The organism is Bradyrhizobium viridifuturi, from assembly GCF_001238275.1.
Lineage (GTDB): Bacteria > Pseudomonadota > Alphaproteobacteria > Rhizobiales > Xanthobacteraceae > Bradyrhizobium > Bradyrhizobium viridifuturi.
Window position 1 is genome coordinate 45141 of record NZ_LGTB01000032.1, and the last position, 21020, is coordinate 66160.

Sequence of the window (21020 nt, forward strand, 5' to 3'; positions counted from 1 at the left end):
GCAAGATCAACCGGCGAAAAGACCGGTGATCCCCGGTCTCGTCATCGGCGCCGCAGGGGGAACGCCAGGAGGATGAATATGACGATCGCTGGTCTGGTCGAGGAAAGTCGTGGTGAAGACGCCGGCCGGATGCGCCTCGTGGTGGTCGCGGCGTCGCTCGGAACGGTCTTTGAGTGGTATGACTTCTTCCTCTACGGCAGCCTTGCCGTCTTCTTCAGCGCCTTGTTTTTTCCGCCGGGCAATGAGACCGCAGCCTTTCTGGCCAGCCTCGCGACATTCGGCGCGGGCTTCGCGGTGCGGCCTCTCGGCGCGTTGGTGTTCGGAGCGCTGGGCGACCGCATCGGACGCAAGCGTTCCTTTCTGATCACGATGGTGATCATGGGTCTTGCGACCCTGATTGTTGGTCTGCTTCCGACCTATGAACAAGTCGGGCTATGGGCGCCGATCCTCCTGGTGACCTCGCGACTGGCGCAGGGCCTTGCGGTGGGCGGTGAATATGGCGGTGCCGCAACCTATGTGGCGGAGCATGCACCTGCCGTCTCGCGCGGCTATGCCACCAGCTGGCTGCAGACCACGGCGACGATCGGCTTCCTGATGTCGCTTGTCGTGATCCTCGCCTGCCGGGTCACGCTCGGCGACGACGCGTTCAGGATGTGGGGCTGGCGGCTTCCGTTCCTGACGTCGATCGTCCTGCTCCTCGTGTCGCTCTACATCCGGCTCAAACTCGAGGAGTCGCCGATCTTCGAACGGATGAAATCGCAGGGGCGCATTTCCCGTGCGCCGATCAAGGATAGCTTTGCCGACCGCAATAATCTCAAGCGCGTGCTGATCACGCTGTTCGGCATCACCACAGGCATGACGGTGATCTGGTACACGTCGCAGTTTTATGCGCTGTTCTTCATGCAGGCTGTGCTCCAGGTCGACTACAAGACGAGCTACGCCATCTTTGCGATCGGATTGACCGTCGGCATGCCCCTGATCGTGATATTCGGAGCGCTGTCCGATCGCATTGGCCGCAAACCGGTGATGGTCGCGGGAATGCTGCTGGGCGCGGTGACCCTTGTCCCTGCTTTCCATGCGCTCGCCGATTTCACCAATCCGAGCCTGGTGGCCTTCTCTCGACAAAATCGAATCACCATCGCTGGCGACGGCTGCACCTTCTCGCTGTTCGCCAAGCCGGTGTCGGACTGCGATCGGGCGCGCAATTTCTTCAGCCGCAACGGCCTGTCATATGTTTCCGTGCCGGGCACCGGTGTCGTCACCACCGTCGGGGACATGCAGCTGATCGGCTTCGACGAGGCGACCTACAAGAAGGCGCTCGATGACGCCGGATTCAGGGCTGTACCTGCGGCCATCAATTTGGCCGGCGCGGTTGCGGTCGTGGTCTGGCTCTCGGCGTTGATCGGGATGGTGTATGGCCCGATGGCCGCCTTCCTGGTGGAGATGTTCCCGGCCAGCATTCGCACGACGTCGCTATCCCTGCCGTATCACCTCGGCGTTGGCATTCTCGGCGGCTTCTTGCCGTTCGCAGCCTCGGCGCTTGTCATCTACCAGGGAAACATTTTCGCCGGGCTCTGGTATCCGGTCAGCATTGCGCTCGCCACCGCAGTCGTTGGCCTGATCTTCCTGCCGGAAACCAAGGATCGCACGATCGATTAGGAGATGTCGCCCTCGCGCAATTTGCGGCGACACGCATCGCGTCCCCCTCTCCCATGAGGGGAGGGGGACGCAATATACGCAATCGAGGCCAGTTTGGCCTGATCGTTATGGGACGGTTTGGGGGCTGTTGCCGCGGATGGAGACCCCTTATCCGGCGCGGATTTCATCCGCGCCACCTTCTCCCACAAGGGGAGAAGGGAAGGAGCCGCGGTTGATCAGAGCTGCCCGAGCAGCGTGTCGCCGCCGGAGACTTCGACCTTGCCCGGAGCCGGCTCCTTGTTGAGCTTCTTCACCACGCCGTCCTCGACCAGCATCGAGTAGCGGTGGGAGCGGATGCCGAGGCCGTTGCCGGAGGCGTCGAGCTCCATGCCGATCGCCTTGGCGAAGTCGGCATTGCCGTCGGCCAAAAAGACCGCCTCGTCGCGCTGGTCAGTGTCGCGCTTCCAGGCGTTCATCACGAAGGCGTCGTTGACCGAGACGATCGCGATGGTGTCGACGCCCTTGTTCTTCATGGCGTAGGCGTTGAGGAAGATGCTCGGCAGATGCATCTTGTGGCAGGTGCCGGTGTAGGCGCCGGGCACGGCGAACAGGGCGACCTTCTTGCCCTTGAAAATATCGTCGGTGGTTTTGACCTGCGGCCCCTCGGCGGTCATCACGCGAAACTTGGTTTCCGGCAGCTTGTCGCCAACATTGATCGTCATCGGTGTTCTCCCTCGGTGAAGCTGACCTGTCTTAGACCCGGCGCTCGGACGGCACAATACGAGCTACAGCGAGAACGGCAATGCGGGAGCGCAGTCACCGTTCCGTCATCAGCCGGAAAACCCGCCAGCGTCGAGGAAAGCCTGCTCCTCGGCCGTGGTCTGCCGGCCCAGCACGCGATTCCGGTGCGGGAAGCGGCCGAACCGGCGGATGATGTCGGCGTGGTCCTCGGCATATTTCAGGTTGTCGGGATGGCAGTCATATTGCCTGAACAGCGCCACGCAGCGCTGCTGGTCGTCGAGGCCCTCGGAATGCTCGAACGGCAGATAGAGGAATTCGCGCAGCACCGGGTCGGTCCGCGCATCGACGCCGCGGTCGATGGCGCGGCTTGCCACCTCGCGCGCCAGCGCATCGCTCGAGAAAGTCTTGGCGTCGCCGCGAAACAGGTTTCGCGGAAACTGGTCGAGCACGATGGTCAGCGCCAGCGCGCCCTCGTCGCTCGCCTCCCATGACGACAATTCACCGGCTGCCGCCTTCTGCCAGGTGGCGAGGAAGCGGCTGCGGATCTCGGCATCGAAGGCGTCGTTGCGTGTGTACCAGCGGTCGCGGCCGGCGTCCTGCCAAAAGGCGAGCACGTCGGCCGGCGTCGCAATGCGCGCGTCAGTCATATCCAGCGTCAGTCCCACTCACGCTCTATGCTGCGGCCTTCTTCTCGTCGCGCAATTCGCGACGCAGAATCTTGCCGACATTGGTCTTCGGCAAATCGGTCCTGAACTCGATCTGCTTCGGCACCTTGTAGGCGGTGAGCTGGGTGGCGCTGAACTTGATGATGTCCTCGGCCGTGACGTTCGGGTCCTTCTTGACCACAAAGGCCTTCACCGCCTCGCCGGACTTGGCATCGGGCACGCCGATCACGGCGCATTCCAGTACGCCCGGATGGCTCGCGATCACTTCCTCGATCTCGTTCGGATAGACGTTGAAGCCGGAGACCAGGATCATGTCCTTCTTGCGGTCGACGATCTTGGTGTAGCCCTTCTCGTCCATCACGCCGATGTCGCCGGTGCGGAAATAGCCGTCCGCGGTCATCACGCGCGCGGTCTCGTCGGGCCTGTTCCAGTAGCCTGACATCACCTGCGGACCCTTGGCGCAGATTTCGCCGGCCTCGCCGATCGGCAGTTCATTGCCGTCGTCGTCGCGGATCGAGAGCCAGGTCGACGGGACGGGAAGGCCGATCGTGCCGGAGAACTCCTCGATCGTGGCGGGATTGCACGTCAGGGTCGGCGAGGTCTCCGACAGGCCGTAGCCTTCCGACAACGAGACGCCCGTGACCTTCAGCCACTTCTCGGCGACCGGCCGTTGCGTCGCCATGCCGCCGCCATTGGCGATCTTCAGCTTGGAGAAGTCGAGCTTGTCGAAGCCGGGCGTGTTGAGCAGGCCGTTGTAGAGCGTGTTGACCGCCGGGAAGAAGCTGACCTGGTACTTCGACAGTTCCTTGACGAAGCCGGCCATGTCGCGCGGGTTCGGAATCAAGAGGTTGGTGCCGCCGCACCGCATGCCCAGCAGATAGCACGCGGTGAGCGCGAACACGTGATACAGCGGCAGCGCGCAGACGATGACCATCTGCTCGACGATCGGCGGCTTCGCCAGCGCCGGCTGCAGCCACGCGTCGTTCTGCAGCACGTTGGCCAGGATGTTGCGATGGAGCAGGGTCGCGCCCTTGGAGACGCCGGTGGTGCCGCCGGTGTATTGCAGGAAGGCGACGTCATCGAGCGTCAACTTCGGCTTGTTGAGCTTGGTGGCGCGGCCGGCCGACAGCGCCTCGTTGAATGAAACCGCGCCCGGGATCGACCAGGCCGGCACCATCTTCTTCACCCGGCGCACCACCACATTGACGATCACGCCCTTGAGGCCAAGCAGATCGCCCATGCTGCCGACGATGACATGCTTGACCGAAACGTTGGGCAGCACCTTCTGCACGGTGGTGGCAAAGTTCTCCAGCACGACGATCGCTTCGGCGCCGGAATCCTTCAGCTGGTGTTCGAGTTCGCGCGGGGTATAGAGCGGGTTGACGTTGACCACGGCATAGCCGGCGCGCAGCACGGCTGCGGTCGCGATCGGGTATTGCAGCACGTTCGGCATCATCAGCGCGACCCGCGCGCCCTTCTGCAGGCCCTTGCTCTGCAGATAGGCGCCGAGCGCCGACGACATCTCGTCGAGCTCGCGATAGGTGATCGCCTTGTCCATGCAGATGAACGCCTTGCGATCGGCGAACTTCTTGAAGCTCTCTTCCAGCAATTCGACCAGCGAGGCATATTGCGTGACGTCGATATCGGCGGGCACGCGGCCGGATAATGCTTGAGCCAGATGCGCTCCATAATGGTCTTTCCCTCTCTCAAAATTGGCTGATGTCCCGGATTGTTTCCGGGTTTTTCGACCCTTGGTCGTATTATTCTTGGACGCGGTATTTCAGGCAGTATTGAGCGATGCCGCGGCCAATGGCAAGCCGCTGCGCGCTATCGACGCATTGGGAGGTCGGAGGGAGTTTAGGCGCTGCTAGCCGGCCGGCTTGGCGTCGGCTTTCGGCTTGTCAGCAGATTTGGGCTTCGCGGCAGGCTTTGCCGCCGCCGGCTTGCCGGCTGGCTTTGCGGCGGCCGGCTTGTCCGGCTTCGCAGCTGCGGCATCCGGCTTGGCGTTGGCGTGACGCACCGGCTTTGCGGCCGGCTTGCCATCGGATTTGGCGGCGCTCTTGGCGTCGCCCTTCGCGTCGTCAGCCGCATCGGGTTTCTTGCCCGCGACGCGGGTGTGCTTGCCCTTGCCGCGCTTGACCGGCTGCAGCTTCTCGGTGTCGGCCTCGACCGCGGCGATCAGCGCAGCGCCGGTCTTGGTCGGTCCGGTGTAGACGACGACCGGCTCGGACGCCGCCGCCGGCTGCGCCAGCATCTCGGCCGGCTTGATCGGCATCGCGGCCTGCAGGCCCGAGGCGAAGAAGCTGACGCCGCTGTCGCCATTGGTGCTCGCGCCGGCGCTGGCGACGGTGTCCTCTCCGTCCTCGTCGCTGGCCGGCCGCTTGTGCTTGGCGCCGCACATCTCCTCGCGCAGGTTCGGCGGCGTGGAATCGATCGGCACCAGATTGTCGACGGTGCCGAGCGAGGGCCGCAGCCATGCCAGCCCGTTATTGGCAAAGCCGCGATCCAGGAGCTGCGCGGCGCGGATCGCGCGCATGCGGCCCGAGGAGGCGCCCAGCACCACGGCGATCAGCCGCTTGCCGTCGCGCGTCGCCGACGCCACCAGGTTGTAGCCGGACGCGCAGATGAAGCCGGTCTTGAAGCCGTCGGCGCCGGGATAGCGGCCGATCAGCTTGTTGAAGTTCTGGGTGATGCGGCGGCCGAAGCGGATCGAGGGGATGTGGACGAAATACTCGTATTCCGGCAGGTCGCGGATGATGGCGCGGGCAAGGATCGCCATGTCGCGCGCGAGGTGATCTGGCCGTCGGCCGGCAGGCCGTTCGGGTTGACGTAGCTGGTCTGCGTCATGCCGAGCTTCTGCGCGGTCTGGTTCATTTCGCCGGCAAAGCCGTCGATCGAGCCGCCGATGCCTTCGGCCAGCACCACGGCCATGTCGTTGGCCGACTTCACCAGCATCATCTTCAGCGCGTTGTCGACGGTGACCTGGGTGCCGGGCCGGAAGCCCATCTTCGAGGGCGACTGCGACGCGGCGGTCGGCGACACCGTGAGCAGCGTGTCGAGCGAGACGCGGCCGTCCTTGACCGCCTTCAGCGTCACATAGGCCGTCATCAGCTTGCTGAGCGAAGCCGGATACCACGGCATCGTCGCATTGTCGGCCTGCAGCACCTTTCCGGTATCGGCCTCGACAACCAGCAGCGCCTCGGCGTGCGCGATCTGCGGCGTTGCGATGGCAAGCATCGCTACGGCCAGAATCCATTTCAACGACGGGCGCAGCGGGCGAGGAAAATGCACGAGTCCGGTTCCGGTCCTTTGAGACCCGCCTTCGAAAAAGGAGGTCTTGCGATGTGACGTACGGGTTTCAAGCGTGTCCGGCGCCGCGATGCGGCGATGCAAACCCTATACCGGCTTGCCAACAGAGAACAGAGGCCGGCCGATTATATCGTGGACGAAATCGGCTGAATTTCGGCAGCCGCCTCAATTGGAAAGGGGAGGATTATGGTGCCTCGATGCCGGCGCGCGCCTGTTCCTGGACCATGAACTGGGCGCGCGCGAGTTCGGCAAAACGCCCGCCTTTTGCCACCAGTTCATCGAAAGTTCCGCTTTCGATCACCCGTCCCTGGTCGAACAGCAGGATACGGGTGGCGTGGCGGATGGTGGAGAGGCGGTGCGCGATCACGAAGGTGGTGCGGCCCTTCATCACTTCGTCGAGAGCAGCGTTCACCTTGGCCTCGGTGACGGCATCGAGCGCGCTGGTCGCCTCGTCGAGGATCAGGATCGGCGGATCCTTGAGCAGCGCACGCGCGATCGACAATCGCTGGCGCTCGCCGCCGGACAGCATGCGGCCGCGTTCGCCGGCATGGGTGTCGAATTTCTTCTCGCTGCGCTCGATGAAATCCAGCGCCTGGGCACGGGCCGCGGCGGTGCGCAGCTCCTCATCGGTCGCGTCCGGCTTGCCGACGCGCAGGTTCTCGGCGAGCGAACGGTTGAACAGCAGCGCCTCCTGGAACACCACGCCGATGTTCCGCCGCAGCGCCGTCAGCTTCATCGCGCGGATGTCCATACCGTCGATCTCGATGATGCCGGATTGCGGATCGAACGCGCGATGCAACAGCGCGATCGCGGTGGACTTGCCCGCGCCGGTCGAGCCGACCAGCGCGATGGTCTGGCCCGGCAGCGCGGTGAAGCTGAGATCCTCGATCGCCGGCCGCTTGCCGTCATAGGAGAACGACACGTCGTTGAACTCGACCAGGCCGGACAGCCGTCCGGGGTCGATCGCGCCGGGCCGGTCGCGCACCGCCGGCACCGCGTCGAGCACGTCGAAGAATTCCTGCAGCCGCGGCGCTTCCATGAACACGTTGTTGATGAAGCTCACCACCTGCTCGAGCTTCTGGATCAGCATGGTGGCGAAGGAGACGAACATCACGATCTCGCCGACCGTGGTGAGGTCCTGGTTGTGCAGCGCGATGCCGACGGTGAAGATCGCGAGCACCGTGATGGTGGTCGACGCGCGCGTGATCACGGTGACCAACGCCCACCACGACAGCACCGGCATCTGCACCGCGAGCAGCTTGTCGGCGACGTAGCGCAGGCCCTGCACCTCGGAATCGATCCGCACGAAGCTCTGCACCAGCGCGACGTTGCCGAGCGCGTCGGAGGCGCGCGCGAGAGGTCGCTGTAATAGGCTTCGACCTCGCTCTGCATGCCGTAGGTCTTGCGCACCACCATCGTGGTCAGCACGGTGAACACGACGCAGAGCACGAACAGCAGGATCGCCAGCCGCCAGTTGATGTAGAGCGCGAGCGGCAGCAGCACGACCAGCGACATGATCGCGGCGAAATGCTCGCGGAAGAAGCCGAGCCAGAGCCGCCACAGCGCGTCGGTGCCGTTCAGCATCACCTTCATCAGCCGTCCGGAATGGGTGCCGGAATGGAAGGTCAGCGGCAGCTGCAGGATGTGCTCGAAATAGCCGGTCAGCACCGCCTGGCGCTGGCGGTGCGCCAGCCGGTCCGCCTGCAACGCGACGATCGCGCTGCAGCCGATCGTGAACAGGCCGAATGCCGCCCAGGCCACCAGCAGCGGCCATGCCGAATTCGTCGCGAACAGCCCGGTGACCGGCCGCCCCGACAGCACGTCGACGATCTTGCCGAACAGCACCGGCTCGGCGAATTGCGCGCCGGCGAGCAGCATGTTGGCGACAGCGAGGATCCAGCCGAGCCGCGCCTCCTTGCCGAGCAGTTCGAGGACGCGGGTATAGAGGCGGAGCATGGACATGCCGGGGGGACTCTCGAACGATGGGCGCCCGGTCAGGCGGGATGTAATTTAATCAGGGTTCGCGATGCAGGGCCAGCGGTGACAGCGCGTCATGCTCAGGGTGACGGGTTGAATAGCCGTACAACATATCAAGTGTCGTCCCTGCTTTCGCAGGGACGACACCAAATGCTTGGTGCCGCGCGTCAATCTTGCTCTCACATGGCTTTCAATTCACCAGCCGGCCGTCGATCGGCGGCAGGAATTGGTCGTCGAAGATGTCGGCGGCGTGCGGCCGCTTCTGGAATTTGAAGTCTTCGGCGAGCTGGTCGACCGAGCGCTCGAAGCGCTCCCGCTCGATGCCGCCGAGGCCGTTGCGCTTCACCTCGCCGGTCAGGACGTTGTCGCGGATGATGGCGGTGAGCCGCTCGAGCTCCAGATCGCGCGAGCCGCCGTCCATCCGGCTCACCACCTCGCCTGCGGCGCGCGCCGGGTCCTTGACCGCGAGATTGGTGCCGCCGACCGCCGCGCGCACGAAGCCTTTCACTGCGTCCGGCTTGGCCGCGGCAAGGCGCGGGCTGACGATCACGGCAAAGCCGTAGGCCTCGCAGCCATAGTCGGCGAGGCGGAGCACCGCAAGATCGTCGGCAGGCACGCCGCGATCGCGCAGATTGATCGCCGAGAGATAGGAGAAGCCGGTCACGGCATCGACCTGGCCTGCGGAGAGCATCGGCTCGCGCACCGCAGCGCTGATCGTGTTCTGCTTCACGCTTCCCTGCTTGATGCCGTTCTGCTTGGCGACCGCGGGCCACAGCCGGATCGAGAGGTCGCCTTCGGCGACGCCGAGGTTCTTGCCCTCCATATCCGCCAGTGCCTTGATGCCGCGGCTCTTGCGGGCAATGATCGCATAGGGCGCCTGGTTGAACAGCACGAACACCGCCTTGACCGGGGCTGCGCCAGGCTTGTCGCGAAAGCGGATCAGCGAGTTGATGTCGACGAGCGCGAAGTCGCTCGAGCCGTCGGCGACGCGCGCGATTGCGTCCGCCGAACTGGTGGCAATGTTGGTGCCGACGTTGAGGCCCTCGGCGCCGAACAGGCCGCCGACCGACGCCATCACGAATGGTGCTGCGGCAGCGTCGAGCGGACGGTCGAGCGTGAACTGGACGGTGAGCGGCTGCGGCTGGTCGCCGGCGTGCGACGGCGTCAGCGCCGGCCACACGCCGCCCGAGAGGCCGATCATGCCGGCCAGTATCCAGCGGAGAACGGTGGTCCGACTTACCTGCATCATGACATCCGGGAGGCGAGACAAAGTGCCGCGCCGGCTGCGCGCCGTGTTCACAACATCGAATGCGCCAAGCAACGGCCATTTCAAGCTGCAAATTCAGGCGTTATTTGCAGGCATTCTGCCTCGGGCAAGGTGAACGGCCGATGACTGCCTCGATTTCACCTTGGGTTGTTCAGCTTGCATTCGGTTTCGGGAACCTAATTTGAGGAGAGTGGTTAGCTCACCAAGGCCCGACGGGCCGGCTTCCACAAAGGATGACTGCAATGTTTGCGCGAAAAGGTGTTTTTTCGTCTGTTGGCCGCGCAGCCACATTGGCAACGGTTGCCGCGGTGGCGTTGACGGCCGTTGAGCCGACGATGGCGTTCGCAGGCTCCGCTCCGGCGGGCAAGGCAACCGCAGTGACCACATCACACGGCACGAGCGGCGCGACCGACATCAGCGCGCGCCGTCGCTACTATGGCGGTGGTGGCGCGGCCGCTGCGGCTGCGTTCGCCGGCATCGTCGGCACGGGTCTTGCGATCGCCGCGGCCCAGAGCCGCCGCGACTACTACGACTCCTATGGTTACTACGGCGGCCCCGGCTATTACGGCGGTCCCGCCTATTATGGCGGTGGCCCGGTCTATTACGGCGGCGGACCGTATTATGGTTATCACGGCTATTACGGGCGCCGCTCGACACTGCCCTATACGCCGTACTGACCCTCATCATCGGTTCTCGAAACTGTCACAAACATCCAATCCACCGGCCGCGGGGCCGGTGGATTTTTTGTTGTCGGTCCGGCCGTTAACACGCTGGCGACGCGTTTCGATTAGGCTCGAAGGATGAGTGATTCGATCGAACGGCTTTACCGGGCGGTGATCGCGGCGAGGGATCTTGATCCAGCGACGTCGCGCACGGCACGGCTGTTCCAGCGGGGGCCGGCCAAGATGGCCAAGAAGCTCGCCGAGGAAGCGGTCGAGGTCGTGATCGACGCCGTCAGCGGCAAGCCGGATGCCGTCGTCCGCGAGAGCGCGGACCTGCTCTACAATCTCACGGTGCTCTGGGCTTCGGCCGGCGTGAAGCCGGACGATGTCTGGCGCGAGATGGAGCGGCGCGAACGGCTGCTCGGGATCGCCGAGAAGCTGCCGAAGTCACTGGTCAAGGTCCCCAAGGGCCTGTCCAAGAGCGCGCCGGTCCCGGTGGTGCGACGTCGAATTGTCGCGCTGGAGAACCGGCTGCGCAAACGGCAGCCGTAAATCAACCAAATTCGGCCCATCCCCGGCATGGACAAATCCGCTCCATGATGGTTCATCGCGCCCATGTTGAAACGGATTTATGACTGGTGCGTCGAGGCGGCCGACAAGCCCTACGCACTCTGGATTCTCGCGGCCGTCGCCTTCGCCGAGAGCTCGTTCTTCCCGATCCCTCCCGACATCATGCTGCTGCCGATGTCGCTGGCGCGGCCGAAGCGGGCGTGGTGGTTCGCTGCCGTCTGCACCGTCGCATCGGTTGCCGGCGGCGTGCTCGGCTACGCGATCGGCGCGCTGCTCTACGACTCGCTCGGGCAGTGGCTGATCCATCTCTACGGCCTCTCCGACAAGGTCGACGCGTTCCGCGCCTCCTATGCCGAGTGGGGCGCCGTGATCATCCTGGTGAAGGGATTGACGCCGATCCCCTACAAGCTGGTGACGATCACCTCGGGCTTCGCCGGCTACAACATCTGGCTGTTCATCCTGTGCTCGATCGTTGCGCGCGGCGGCCGCTTCTTCTTCGTCGCGGTGCTGCTCAACCGCTACGGCGATGTCATCCGCGCCGAGCTCGAGAAGCGGCTCGGCCTGTGGGTCGCGCTCGGCGCGATCGTGCTGGTGCTGGGCTTCGTCGTCGCATTCAAGCTGATCTGACCAAAGTTCAAGCTGCTCGCGTCTTTGCCCGAGGGCAGCTTCGGACTACGCTTGCTGCGATGGCTGATGGAAGCGACCACCAGTGAACCTCGTGCGGCTCAATCCCGCCAAGGCGCGCGTCGCAATGGCAGGCCTTGCGCTGTCGATGGCGCTGCCTGCGATCGAGGGCGGGTGGGCGCAGACTGCGTCGCCCTCGCTCGGCGTGCAGTCGCCGGCGCAGCAGCCCGTTGAGTCTCAGCAGCAGATCGAGTTGCCGCCGACGCCGGTCGAGCGCGAGAATCCCGGACTGATCAACGAAATCGGAAAGCTGTTCGAGAAGTCGAAGTCGGCGCTGCCACAGCTGAAGAGTCCCGGCGAGACCTTCAACGACCTGTCGAACCTGGCGCGCCCCTCGACCATGGTGACCGGGCGCGCCGTCTGCGCGGTGGCCGCGAACGGTGCGCCCGACTGCAAGAGCGGCGCCGACCGGCTATGCCAGAGCAAGGGGTTCAAGGAAGGCAAGGGCATCGATATCGACACGTCGGAGAAATGCTCGCCGCTGGTCTATCTGCCGGGCCACAAGCGCAGCCCGAACGACTGCAGAACGGAAAATTTCGTGACACGGGCAGTCTGCCAATAGCAGCGGCGAAGCTTGCGTCTGGGATGCCAGATGCGGCCGGAAAATACGTTCTTTAGATGAGGTTTTGTCATCCTTTTTGCAGCGCCATAACGCAATACTTGACACTGGAAAGATTGCCTTGTTGGTATGACGGTCAGCATTCGAGACCAATCAATCGATCAACTTGAGGATCCGCCGCCAATGTCCATGCCTGCTCTGTTCAAGGGCCGCCTGTCTCTTCCCGTGATCGGGGCACCGCTGTTCATCATCTCCGTGCCCGACCTCGTCATCGCCCAGTGCAAGGCCGGCGTGGTGGGCTCGTTTCCGGCGCTGAATGCGCGGCCGCCGGAACTGCTCGACGAATGGCTGTACCGGATCAAGGAAGAGCTCGCCGCCTATGACAAGGTGCATCCGGAGCGGCCGTCGGCGCCGTTCGCGGTGAACCAGATCGTGCACAAGTCGAACAACCGGCTCGATCACGACATGGCGCTTTGCGAGAAGCACAAGGTGCCGATGATCATCTCCTCGCTCGGCGCGCGTGAGGAGCTCAACCAGGCCGTCCACGGCTGGGGCGGCATCGTGTTCCACGACGTGATCAATCAGAAGTTCGCGCACAAGGCGATCGAGAAGGGTGCCGACGGCCTGATCCTGGTCGCGGCCGGTGCCGGCGGCCATGCCGGCACGCTGTCGCCGTTCCCGTTCGTGTCGGAGACGCGGCAGTGGTTCGACGGGCCGATCGCGCTGTCGGGCACCATCGCCAACGGCCGCGCCATTCGCGCCGCGCGCATCATCGGCGCCGACTTCGCCTATATCGGCTCCGCCTTCATTGCGACCAAGGAGGCGAATGCGGTCGAGGGCTACAAGAGCATGATAACCAATTCGTCCGCCGAGGACATCGTCTACTCCAATCTGTTCACCGGCGTGCACGGCAACTATTTGAAGCCGTCGATCGTTGCGGCCGGTATGGATCCGGAAAACCTGCCGACATCAGATCCCTCGAAGATGAGCTTCGGCACCGATGCGTCCGGCGAGCGCGCCAAGCCGAAAGCCTGGAAGGAGATCTGGGGCTCCGGCCAGGGCGTCGGCAGCATCTCCAAGGTGGTGCCGGCGGCCGAGTTGATTGGCCGTTTCAAGAAGGAATACGACGAAGCGGTCGATCCGGCGCTTGGCTAAAGCGCGGTGATCAGGATGAACCACCGCGCTTCAGCTTTCTGTTTGAGCATGGTCTCTTCGGAAAACCGCTCAACACTTTTCCGGATCATGCTCTGATGGAGCCGATCTTTCGCGTTGACGGCGACCGCGTCGTCACCAGTCCCGACGCCGCGGGTCCCTGGGACCCGCGGATGCAGCACGGCTCTGCGCCGGCGGCGCTGGTGGTATGGGCTGCCGAAGCCATTCCGACGCCGGTGCCGATGCGGATAGCGCGGGTCACGATCGATCTGATGCGTCCGGTGCCGGTGGCGCCGCTGACGGTCTCGAGCGAGATCCTGCGCGACGGCCGCAAGATCCAGCTCTGCGGCGTCAGGCTGCTCGCCGACGGCGTCCTCGTCGTCTCGGCCACCGTGCTGAAGATCAAGCAGCAGGCGGCCGAGCTGCCGCCCGACATCGCGGCGCTTCCGGTCGATCTGCCCGGCCCCGACGAAAGCATGGTCGAGCCGGGTAATCTTGCGAACAGCCCGTTCGTCAAATGCATCTCGATGCGGGCCGCGCGCGGCCGCTTCGGCGTGAAGGGCCCGGGCGCGATCTGGTTCCGTGTCGATCGACCGCTGATCGCGGGGGCTGCCGTCTCGCAGGCGATGCGCGCCGTGGTCGCCTCCGACTTCTCCAACGGCACCTCGCCGGCGCTCGATTTCGACCAATGGACCTTCATCAACGCCGATCTCACCGTGAGCCTGGCGCGCGAGCCGGTCGGCGACTGGGTCCTGCTCGACGGCGAGTCTTGGATCGGGCCTGACGGCGCCGGGCTTGCGATGTCGCGGCTCGCCGACGTGCGGGGCTATTTCGGCCGGGCGGTGCAGAGCCTGGTGATCGAACCGCGCTAGCCAGCACTGCGCTGCTCCAACCTTCTCTTGAAAAGGGGAGGTCGCTTCGCGCGTCCGAACAACGCGGGTGGCGGTCTGCGCCCTCCGCACACAGCATCGCCTGCGGCTGACCTGATCCGGGCCTTCCCCTTTTCAGCTCGGGCGCGGCAGCACTTAGATGATTTCGGAATATTAGAAATATATCCCTGATTTGCCTGACGCGTCAAGTTGTCGTGTCGAAGCCCGGCAGCCCACCGGCTCCTTTGCATGGGGTTGTTTTCGATATTTTGAGGCGTGCCTGCCCCTTGGGCAAAAATTAACTCACGCCGCGGGAACGGTTGGCGGCACGAGCGAGTTTCGCTCCCGTTAGGGGGCCCCATGACGCGTATCGATCCCGCCGCCGGCACCGTGGCCATGGCCACCCGGCGGCCTTGTGCTGTGCCGGCCGCTGCGGACCCCCGGCCGTCGCAGGGACCTTCGCGATGAAGCCCGGCCCGTCCTCGGAACGCGCGGTCATCCTTGCCGCGAGCGAGCGGGACGCCGTCAGGACTGCCCATCTGATCAAGGAGGCCGGCTACTACGCCAATATCTGCGGCGACATCGCCGAGCTCGAGCGCCAGGTCGCAAGCGGCGCCGGCCTTGCCATCATCGCGGACGAGGCGATCGGGACCGCGGATCTCGCCGGCCTGACGCGCTGGCTGAACGAGCAGCCGTCATGGTCGGACTTCCCGATCGTTCTGATGAGCGAGGGCGGCGGTCCCGAGCGCAGCCCGGAAGCGGCGCGGCTCGGCCGCGCGCTCGGCAATGTGACCTTCATCGAGCGCCCGTTCCATCCGACCACGCTGGTGAGCCTGGTCGCGGCGGCGGTGCGAGGTCGCCGCCGTCAATACCAGACCCGCGCGATTCTCGAAGACCTCACCGAGAGCGAAAGCCTGCTGCAGACGGCGCTCGATGCCGGCCATCTCGGCGCGCTCGAACTGCACGTACCGGGCTTCGAGCTGGAGGCCTCCGCGACCTGCAAGCGCTTCTTCGGGCATGCCGCGGACCTGCCGTTCACCTATCAGGACCTGCTCGAGGCGGTTCATCCCGACGACCGCGCCCGGCGGCAGGAGGTCGTCGAGCACACGCTCAAGACCGGCGCCGACTACAAGATCGAGTATCGCAACATCTGGCCCGACGGCAGCCAGCACTGGGTCGACGTGCGCGCCCGCGCGGTGCGCCGGCCCGACGGCAACATCCGGTCGCTGGTCGGGGTCTGTTCCGACATCACCGCGCGCAAGACCGCGGAGATCGAGCGCGAGGCGCTGCTGGCGCAACTCGCCGCCGAGCGCTCCGCGCTTGCCGAGCTCACCGCGACGCTGGAGCAGCGGGTCGAGCAGCGCACCGCCGATTTGATGAAGGAGGTCGCCGCGCGCGAGCGGGCGCAGGAGCAGCTCCGCCATGCGCAGAAGCTGGAGGCGATCGGCCAGCTCACCGGCGGCGTCGCGCACGACTTCAACAATCTCCTGATGGCGGTGATGGGCAATCTCGACCTGCTGCGCAAGCGGATGCCGGAGGACCCGCGGCTGCAGCGGCTGGTCGACGGCGCGCTGCAGGGCGCCGAGCGCGGAGCCTCGCTGACGCAGCGGCTGCTGGCATTCGCGCGGCAGCAGGATCTGCGCGCGGTGCCGGTCGATCTCGGTGCGCTGGTGCGCGACATGAGTGAATTGCTCGAGCGCTCACTCGGACCGCGCATCGTGCTGCGGCTCGATATTCCCGACGGATTGCCGCCGGCCTGCGTCGATACCAACCAGCTCGAGCTTGCGGTGCTCAACCTTGCGATCAATGCACGCGATGCGATGCCGGATGGCGGCGCGATCGAGATCCGCCTCGCGGCCTGGCAGGCCAAGAATGAGCAGGCCAAGAACGAGCAGATCGGGAACGAGCAGACCAAGAGCGATCCGGCGCTGCATCCGGGCAACTACCTGAAACTGTCGGTGATCGACAGCGGCACCGGCATGACGCCGGAGGTGTTGAAGCGGGCGATCGAGCCGTTCTTCTCGTCGAAGCCGGTGGGCAAGGGCACCGGGCTGGGCCTGTCGATGGTGCATGGGCTCGCGGTGCAGCTCGGCGGCGCGTTGCAGCTGTCGAGCGCGGTCGGCGAGGGCACCACGGCGGTGCTGGTGCTGCCGGTCGCAACTGCCGCGCCGGAAGCCGCAAGTCCCGTACCCGTGGCGCAGCCGGTCAAGCGCTCTGCGGTGATCCTGCTGGTCGACGACGATCCGCTGATCGCGATGTCGACCATGGAGATGCTGGAGGACCTCGGCCATCGCGTGATCGGCGCCAATTCGGGGCCGCACGCGCTCGATATCCTCAGGAGCGACCAGGAGATCGACCTGATGATGACCGATCATGTGATGCCCGGCATGACCGGCATCGAGCTCGCCGCGGCCTCGCGTGAGGTGCGGCCGCAGCTCGTCGTCCTGCTTGCCACCGGCTATGCCGAACTGCCCGACGGCACCCACGTCGACCTGCCGCGGCTGGCCAAGCCCTACCACCAGGATCAGCTGCGAGAGCGGCTCGACCAGCTATTGGGCCGGGGAGCGGCGAGCGACCTGCGTGTTGCCGCTGAGGACGCTGGCCCTCTGATTCTCCCCCCGCCACCCTGAGAGTGGCGCTCGGGTGGCGGCTCGAAGGGCAACGGCTCCGGTCTTCGCCGCGTGGCTGACAATGTCGGAAATGTGATCTGCGCGCGCCGGCGACGCGGGAAGGGTGAGCGCGCCGCCGGTGTTTCTCACACCGTTCGAACACGTATTGGCCATAGGTCGTTGCAGAACGCCGCGCACCACACAGGAGCTGATCGATGAAGATGTCCACCCGGCTCGCGATGTCTGCCGTTCTGACCGGCATGGCCATGCAGGCTTCGGCAAATGATCTGCAGTCGAGCCGGCGCTCGGTCTCGTATCACACGGTAGACGTCCAGGGCGTCAACGTCTTCTATCGCGAAGCGGGGCCGGCCGACGCACCTGTCGTGCTGCTGCTCCACGGCTTTCCATCCTCATCGCGGATGTGGGAGCCGATACTGCCGCTTCTCGCCGATAAATATCATCTGATCGCCCCCGATTATCCGGGATTCGGCAACAGCAGCGCGCCGGCTCCGTCCAGTTTCGAATACAGCTTCGACAATCTCGCGCGCGTGACGAACGAGTTCACGACGAAGCTCGGCCTCACCAACTATGTGCTGTTCATGCAGGACTATGGCGGGCCCGTCGGCTTCCGCCTGGCGCTCGCGCATCCTGAACGGGTCCGCGCCATCATTATCCAGAATGCAGTCGCGCACGAACCGGGCTTGAGTCCGCTTTGGGAGGCGCGCAGGAAATTCTGGGCGGATCCGGTGCACGAGATCGACAAGCTCAAGGCCAATTTCACGTCGTTCGAGGCAACGCGCCAGCGTCATGTCGGGACGAGCCCGCATCCCGAACGTTACGACCCGGATCTGTGGGTCGACGAATCCGCGTTTCTGTCCCGCCCGGGCCAGGCCGACATCCAGACCACGCTGTTCCTGGATTACCGCACCAACGTTGCCTCCTACCCGCAATGGCAGAAATGGCTTCGCGAGACGCAGCCGCGAACCCTCGTGGTCTGGGGCAGATACGATCCGTCGTTTACCGTCGCCGGTGCCACCGCCTATGCCGCCGACGTTCCGGCAGCCGAGGTCCACATCCTGGACGCGGGACATTTCGCGCTTGACGAAGCGACCGATGAGATCGCGACACTGGTGCGCGACTTCCTTGCCCGTCTCGAGCAGCGCAAGGAATGACGCCGAATATGGCGCGGCCCACATTGGGCCGGGCCAGGACGAACGTGGGAACGGCGCCAAGCCTTTCGCTGCGATACCTCACCCCACCATGCGGTCGCGGCCGGTCCAGAAGCCTGCCTTCAGCACCTTCTTGTCGACCTTGCCGACGCCGGTCATCGGCAGCTCCTTGACGAACTGGATCTGCTTCGGCGCATGCGCCGAGCCCTTTTTCGCCTTGACGAGGCCGATCAGCTCGTCGGCATTGGGCGAAGTGCCCTCGCGTGCCACCACGACGGCGGTGACCGCCTCGCCCCATTTGTCGTCGGGCACGCCGACGACGGCGACCATCGCGACGTCGGCGTGCTGCGACAGCACATCCTCGACCTCGCGCGGGAAGATGTTGAAGCCGCCGGACACGATCATGTCCTTCTTGCGGTCGAGGATGAACATGTAGCCGCGCTCGTCCTTGCGCGCGATGTCGCCGGTGTGCAGCCAGCCGCTCTTCAGCGTTTCCGCCGTGATGTCGGGCCGTTTCCAGTATTCGGCCATCACATGCGTGGCGCGCACGCAGATCTCGCCGGCCTCGCCGGTCGCGACCTCCTGGTCGTCCTGATCGAGGATCTTCACCTGGCAGGCGGTGATCGGGAAGCCGCAGGACAGGAACAGCTCCGGCGTCTTCGGATCGTGGTCGGCCTTGCGCAGCACCGAAACCGGATAGCATTCGGTCTGGCCGTAGAGCTGCGAGAACACCGGGCCGATCCGCTCGATGCCTTCGACCAGCCGGCTCGGCGACATCGCGGACGCCCCGTACAGCAACAGCTCGAGCGAGGAGAGGTCGGTCTTGGGCAGCGCGGGATGATCCAGCATCACGTAGATCATGGTCGGCACGAACAGCGTGAAGTTGATCTTCTCGCGCTCGATGGTCTTGAACACCGCCTCCGGATCGAACCCCTTCAGCATGTGCACGGTGCCGCCGCGCATCAATGTCGGCAGCACTTTTGTCCCCGCGACGTGGCTGATGGGGGCCACGGTGAGGTAGCGCGGCGTCTCCGGGATTTCGAAGTCGGCGAGGATGGCGGCGGCGAAGCCGCCATATTCGCGGTGATAGCGCAACGCGCCCTTGGATTTGCCGGTCGTGCCGCCGGTGTAGTTCAGGGTCGAGATGTCGTCCTCGCGCGCGAAGTTTTTCGCGCTCGCGCTGCCGGCGTCTTCGACCGTCTGCAAGAGGTCGGCGCCGTAATCCGCCGGGCCGAGCGTGAACACGGTCTTCAGCCCCGGCGCTTTTGCCGCGAGCTCGCCACCGCGGTCGCGAAACGTGATGCCGTCGACGATCAGCATCTGCGCCTCGGAGTCCTCGAGCTGGAACAGCTGGTCGTCGAGCGAGCCGAGCGGATGCAGCCAGGTGATCGCGAGCCGCGACAATTGCGCGGCGACGCCGGCGCACCAGCTGTCGGCGCGGTTGGCGGTAAGGAAGGCGACGCGAGTGCCCGGCGCAAAGCCGAGCCGCATGAACACGCCCTGCATCCGCCCGATCAGGTCGGTCGCGCCCTGATAGCTGAGCGAGCCGCCCGGCCATGCGAAGGCGGTGCGCGACGGATAGCGCGCCAGCGCCCGCAAGGTCTGCTCGCAGACCGCCGGAAATGCATAGAGCGGATTGCTCATCTCGTGGTCTCCTCCCGCTTTGTCTTTGGCTTCTCGCGTGCCAATGTTGGCGCAACGCTAACACAATGATGATGGGAAGAAACAACTTGTCCGCAGATCTTCTCGCGCGCTTTCGCGATCGTCTCCGGTTGCCGCTGATCGCGGCGCCGATGTTTCTGGTGTCGGGCGTCGAACTGGTGGTAGCCGCCTGCCGCAACGGCGTGATCGGCTCATTTCCGACGGTGAATTGCCGTGAGACGGAACAGCTGGATGCATGGCTCGGCGAAATTGACAACCGCGTGCAAGCGCATGCCGATGCGAGCGGGAAGGCGACCGCGCCGATCTGTCCGAACCTGATCGTGCACCGCTCCAACACACGGCTACAGCAGGACCTCGTCGTGCTGCTGCGGCACAAGCCCGAGCTCGTGATCACCTCGGTCGGCTCGCCCGCGCCGGTGCTTGGCCCCCTGCACGATGCCGGCGCGCTGGTGTTCGCCGATGTCGCTTCGATCCGCCATGCCGAGCGCGCGGTCGCGGCCGGCGCCGACGGGCTCGTGCTGCTCACTGCCGGCGCCGGCGGGCAGACCGGCTGGCTCAATCCGTTCGTGTTCGTCCGCGCGGTGCGCGCATTCTTCGACGGCCCGATCGTGCTGGCCGGCGGCATCAGCGATGGCCATGCGCTGCGCGCCGCGGAAGCGCTCGGCTGCGATCTCGCCTATATGGGCACCAAGTTCATCGCGACGCGCGAGAGCATGGCGGACAACAGGTACAAGCAGATGCTGGTCGAGGCGACCGCCGACGACATCCTGCTCACGACCGCGTTCACCGGCTTGCAGACCAACATGCTGCGGCGCTCGATCGAAGCCGCAGGTCTCGATCCCGACGACCTCCCGGCCCGCGGCGCGATCGACATCGGCAAGGACATCGACATCGGCGCCCGCGAAAGCCGCCCCAAGCGCTGGCGCGACATCTGGAGCGGCGGTCATTCCACGTCGGGGGTGACCGGGGTGCTCGCGGTCGACGAACTCGTGGCGCGGACGATCGCGGAGTACGAGGTGGCGAGCGCGCGGGTGCGGCTCGGCTGAGCCATCGCGAACGGCGGCCGCTTAGCCGCCAAAACCCGCCTGTCTGCTTAACTCGGCATTAACCATGCCAGTCCCAACTATGCGCCATGGATGGTCCGCCAATACGGCTGGGCCGCCCAGCAGTTGTGGGAATGCGACATGGCTTTTGAGGCGCTCTCCAAGACCCCGGCATCGCTCAACGAGCTCCGGACCCGGGTGTTTTACGCCCTGCAGCGGCATCCGCTGTGCCGTCAGGTCGAGTTCGACATCGTCAGCACGCCGCGCACCCGCCGGACCAACTGGACGGTCAGCCTGCATGCGGTCCAGCCTGGCGCCCTCTGGACGGCGCATGAGATCGTGGCCGACATCCAGGAAGCCTATGAGCTTGACGCCGCGGCCTGATTTTTCGGGCCGTTTCGGGACAATTTCACCTATTTGGCGCGGTCATGGCACGCTAACGCC

At 65.1% G+C, this 21020-nt stretch carries 15 protein-coding genes and 3 pseudogenes; 11 read left to right on the forward strand and 7 right to left on the reverse strand.

What is annotated here, in order from left to right; all coding sequences use genetic code 11:
• Nucleotides 1-78: 78 nt before the first annotated feature.
• Nucleotides 79-1659: an MFS transporter gene (locus tag ALC15_RS26720; RefSeq protein WP_050629910.1), complete on the forward strand. Its 1581-nt coding sequence runs from the start codon at nt 79-81 to the stop codon at nt 1657-1659.
• A gap of 215 nt (nt 1660-1874) precedes the next feature.
• Here the strand turns inward: ALC15_RS26720 and ALC15_RS26725 are convergent, their stop codons facing one another.
• The 6 genes and pseudogenes from ALC15_RS26725 to ALC15_RS26750 form a co-directional block, all read right to left on the reverse strand.
• Nucleotides 1875-2360 carry a peroxiredoxin gene (locus ALC15_RS26725; protein WP_024579081.1) on the reverse strand — a complete coding sequence of 162 codons (486 nt, stop codon included), beginning with the start codon at nt 2358-2360 and terminating at the stop codon, nt 1875-1877.
• A gap of 108 nt (nt 2361-2468) precedes the next feature.
• The gene (locus tag ALC15_RS26730; RefSeq protein ID WP_050629911.1) at nt 2469-3026 is read right to left on the reverse strand and encodes a DUF924 family protein; all 558 of its coding nucleotides are present in this window, start codon (nt 3024-3026) and stop codon (nt 2469-2471) included.
• A 25-nt stretch (nt 3027-3051) separates the two neighbouring features.
• Nucleotides 3052-4733: pseudogene (locus ALC15_RS26735) on the reverse strand (long-chain-fatty-acid--CoA ligase).
• Nucleotides 4734-4911: 178 nt separating this feature from the next.
• Nucleotides 4912-6335, reverse strand: a pseudogene (locus tag ALC15_RS26740) (D-alanyl-D-alanine carboxypeptidase family protein).
• Nucleotides 6336-6537: 202 nt separating this feature from the next.
• Nucleotides 6538-8315: pseudogene (locus tag ALC15_RS26745) on the reverse strand (glucan ABC transporter ATP-binding protein/ permease).
• Nucleotides 8316-8520: 205 nt separating this feature from the next.
• The gene (locus ALC15_RS26750; RefSeq protein ID WP_050629912.1) at nt 8521-9576 is read right to left on the reverse strand and encodes an ABC transporter substrate-binding protein; all 1056 of its coding nucleotides are present in this window, start codon (nt 9574-9576) and stop codon (nt 8521-8523) included.
• Between the two features lie 263 nt (nt 9577-9839).
• On the opposite strand from ALC15_RS26750, the gene ALC15_RS26755 reads away from it, so the two are divergent.
• The 8 genes from ALC15_RS26755 (at nt 9840) to ALC15_RS26790 (ending at nt 17874) form a co-directional block, all read left to right on the forward strand.
• On the forward strand, nt 9840-10274 hold the full coding sequence (locus ALC15_RS26755; RefSeq protein WP_050629852.1) for a hypothetical protein: 435 nt from the start codon (nt 9840-9842) through the stop codon (nt 10272-10274).
• A gap of 123 nt (nt 10275-10397) precedes the next feature.
• Nucleotides 10398-10811, forward strand: a complete 414-nt coding sequence (gene hisE / locus ALC15_RS26760; protein WP_050629853.1) for a phosphoribosyl-ATP diphosphatase — start codon at nt 10398-10400, stop codon at nt 10809-10811.
• A gap of 63 nt (nt 10812-10874) precedes the next feature.
• Complete coding sequence (locus ALC15_RS26765; protein WP_050629854.1) at nt 10875-11456, forward strand: YqaA family protein; 582 nt, start codon at nt 10875-10877, stop codon at nt 11454-11456.
• Between the two features lie 124 nt (nt 11457-11580).
• Nucleotides 11581-12075, forward strand: a complete 495-nt coding sequence (locus tag ALC15_RS26770; RefSeq protein ID WP_050629913.1) for a hypothetical protein — start codon at nt 11581-11583, stop codon at nt 12073-12075.
• Between the two features lie 180 nt (nt 12076-12255).
• Nucleotides 12256-13227, forward strand: a complete 972-nt coding sequence (locus ALC15_RS26775; RefSeq protein ID WP_050629855.1) for an NAD(P)H-dependent flavin oxidoreductase — start codon at nt 12256-12258, stop codon at nt 13225-13227.
• 95 nt (nt 13228-13322) lie between these two features.
• Nucleotides 13323-14096, forward strand: a complete 774-nt coding sequence (locus ALC15_RS26780; RefSeq protein ID WP_050629856.1) for a thioesterase family protein — start codon at nt 13323-13325, stop codon at nt 14094-14096.
• Nucleotides 14097-14557: 461 nt separating this feature from the next.
• Nucleotides 14558-16723 carry a hybrid sensor histidine kinase/response regulator gene (locus tag ALC15_RS26785; protein WP_244486276.1) on the forward strand — a complete coding sequence of 722 codons (2166 nt, stop codon included), beginning with the start codon at nt 14558-14560 and terminating at the stop codon, nt 16721-16723.
• Between the two features lie 200 nt (nt 16724-16923).
• Nucleotides 16924-17874, forward strand: coding sequence for an alpha/beta fold hydrolase (locus ALC15_RS26790; protein WP_094194131.1), 951 nt, complete (start codon nt 16924-16926; stop codon nt 17872-17874).
• A 78-nt stretch (nt 17875-17952) separates the two neighbouring features.
• On the opposite strand, the gene ALC15_RS26795 is transcribed toward ALC15_RS26790, so the two are convergent.
• Nucleotides 17953-19515, reverse strand: a complete 1563-nt coding sequence (locus ALC15_RS26795) for an AMP-binding protein (RefSeq protein ID WP_050629858.1) — start codon at nt 19513-19515, stop codon at nt 17953-17955.
• A 65-nt stretch (nt 19516-19580) separates the two neighbouring features.
• On the opposite strand from ALC15_RS26795, the gene ALC15_RS26800 reads away from it, so the two are divergent.
• Together ALC15_RS26800 and ALC15_RS26805 are read left to right on the forward strand one after the other, a co-directional pair.
• Nucleotides 19581-20579: an NAD(P)H-dependent flavin oxidoreductase gene (locus ALC15_RS26800; RefSeq protein WP_430649193.1), complete on the forward strand. Its 999-nt coding sequence runs from the start codon at nt 19581-19583 to the stop codon at nt 20577-20579.
• 138 nt (nt 20580-20717) lie between these two features.
• Nucleotides 20718-20960 (forward strand): hypothetical protein, encoded by a 243-nt coding sequence (locus tag ALC15_RS26805; RefSeq protein WP_050629915.1) that lies wholly within the window; start codon nt 20718-20720, stop codon nt 20958-20960.
• Nucleotides 20961-21020: the final 60 nt, after the last annotated feature.

What these genes read in the sequence shown, in the direction of transcription:
- ALC15_RS26720 (WP_050629910.1), top strand. Translation starts at nt 79, where the DNA reads ATGACGATCGCTGGTCTGGTCGAGGAAAGTCGTGGTGAAGACGCCGGC.
- ALC15_RS26725 (WP_024579081.1), bottom strand. Translation starts at nt 2,360, where the DNA reads ATGACGATCAATGTTGGCGACAAGCTGCCGGAAACCAAGTTTCGCGTG.
- ALC15_RS26730 (WP_050629911.1), bottom strand. Translation starts at nt 3,026, where the DNA reads ATGACTGACGCGCGCATTGCGACGCCGGCCGACGTGCTCGCCTTTTGG.
- ALC15_RS26750 (WP_050629912.1), bottom strand. Translation starts at nt 9,576, where the DNA reads ATGCAGGTAAGTCGGACCACCGTTCTCCGCTGGATACTGGCCGGCATG.
- ALC15_RS26755 (WP_050629852.1), top strand. Translation starts at nt 9,840, where the DNA reads ATGTTTGCGCGAAAAGGTGTTTTTTCGTCTGTTGGCCGCGCAGCCACA.
- hisE (WP_050629853.1), top strand. Translation starts at nt 10,398, where the DNA reads ATGAGTGATTCGATCGAACGGCTTTACCGGGCGGTGATCGCGGCGAGG.
- ALC15_RS26765 (WP_050629854.1), top strand. Translation starts at nt 10,875, where the DNA reads ATGTTGAAACGGATTTATGACTGGTGCGTCGAGGCGGCCGACAAGCCC.
- ALC15_RS26770 (WP_050629913.1), top strand. Translation starts at nt 11,581, where the DNA reads ATGGCAGGCCTTGCGCTGTCGATGGCGCTGCCTGCGATCGAGGGCGGG.
- ALC15_RS26775 (WP_050629855.1), top strand. Translation starts at nt 12,256, where the DNA reads ATGTCCATGCCTGCTCTGTTCAAGGGCCGCCTGTCTCTTCCCGTGATC.
- ALC15_RS26780 (WP_050629856.1), top strand. Translation starts at nt 13,323, where the DNA reads ATGGAGCCGATCTTTCGCGTTGACGGCGACCGCGTCGTCACCAGTCCC.
- ALC15_RS26785 (WP_244486276.1), top strand. Translation starts at nt 14,558, where the DNA reads ATGAAGCCCGGCCCGTCCTCGGAACGCGCGGTCATCCTTGCCGCGAGC.
- ALC15_RS26790 (WP_094194131.1), top strand. Translation starts at nt 16,924, where the DNA reads ATGTCCACCCGGCTCGCGATGTCTGCCGTTCTGACCGGCATGGCCATG.
- ALC15_RS26795 (WP_050629858.1), bottom strand. Translation starts at nt 19,515, where the DNA reads ATGAGCAATCCGCTCTATGCATTTCCGGCGGTCTGCGAGCAGACCTTG.
- ALC15_RS26800 (WP_430649193.1), top strand. Translation starts at nt 19,581, where the DNA reads ATGATGATGGGAAGAAACAACTTGTCCGCAGATCTTCTCGCGCGCTTT.
- ALC15_RS26805 (WP_050629915.1), top strand. Translation starts at nt 20,718, where the DNA reads ATGGCTTTTGAGGCGCTCTCCAAGACCCCGGCATCGCTCAACGAGCTC.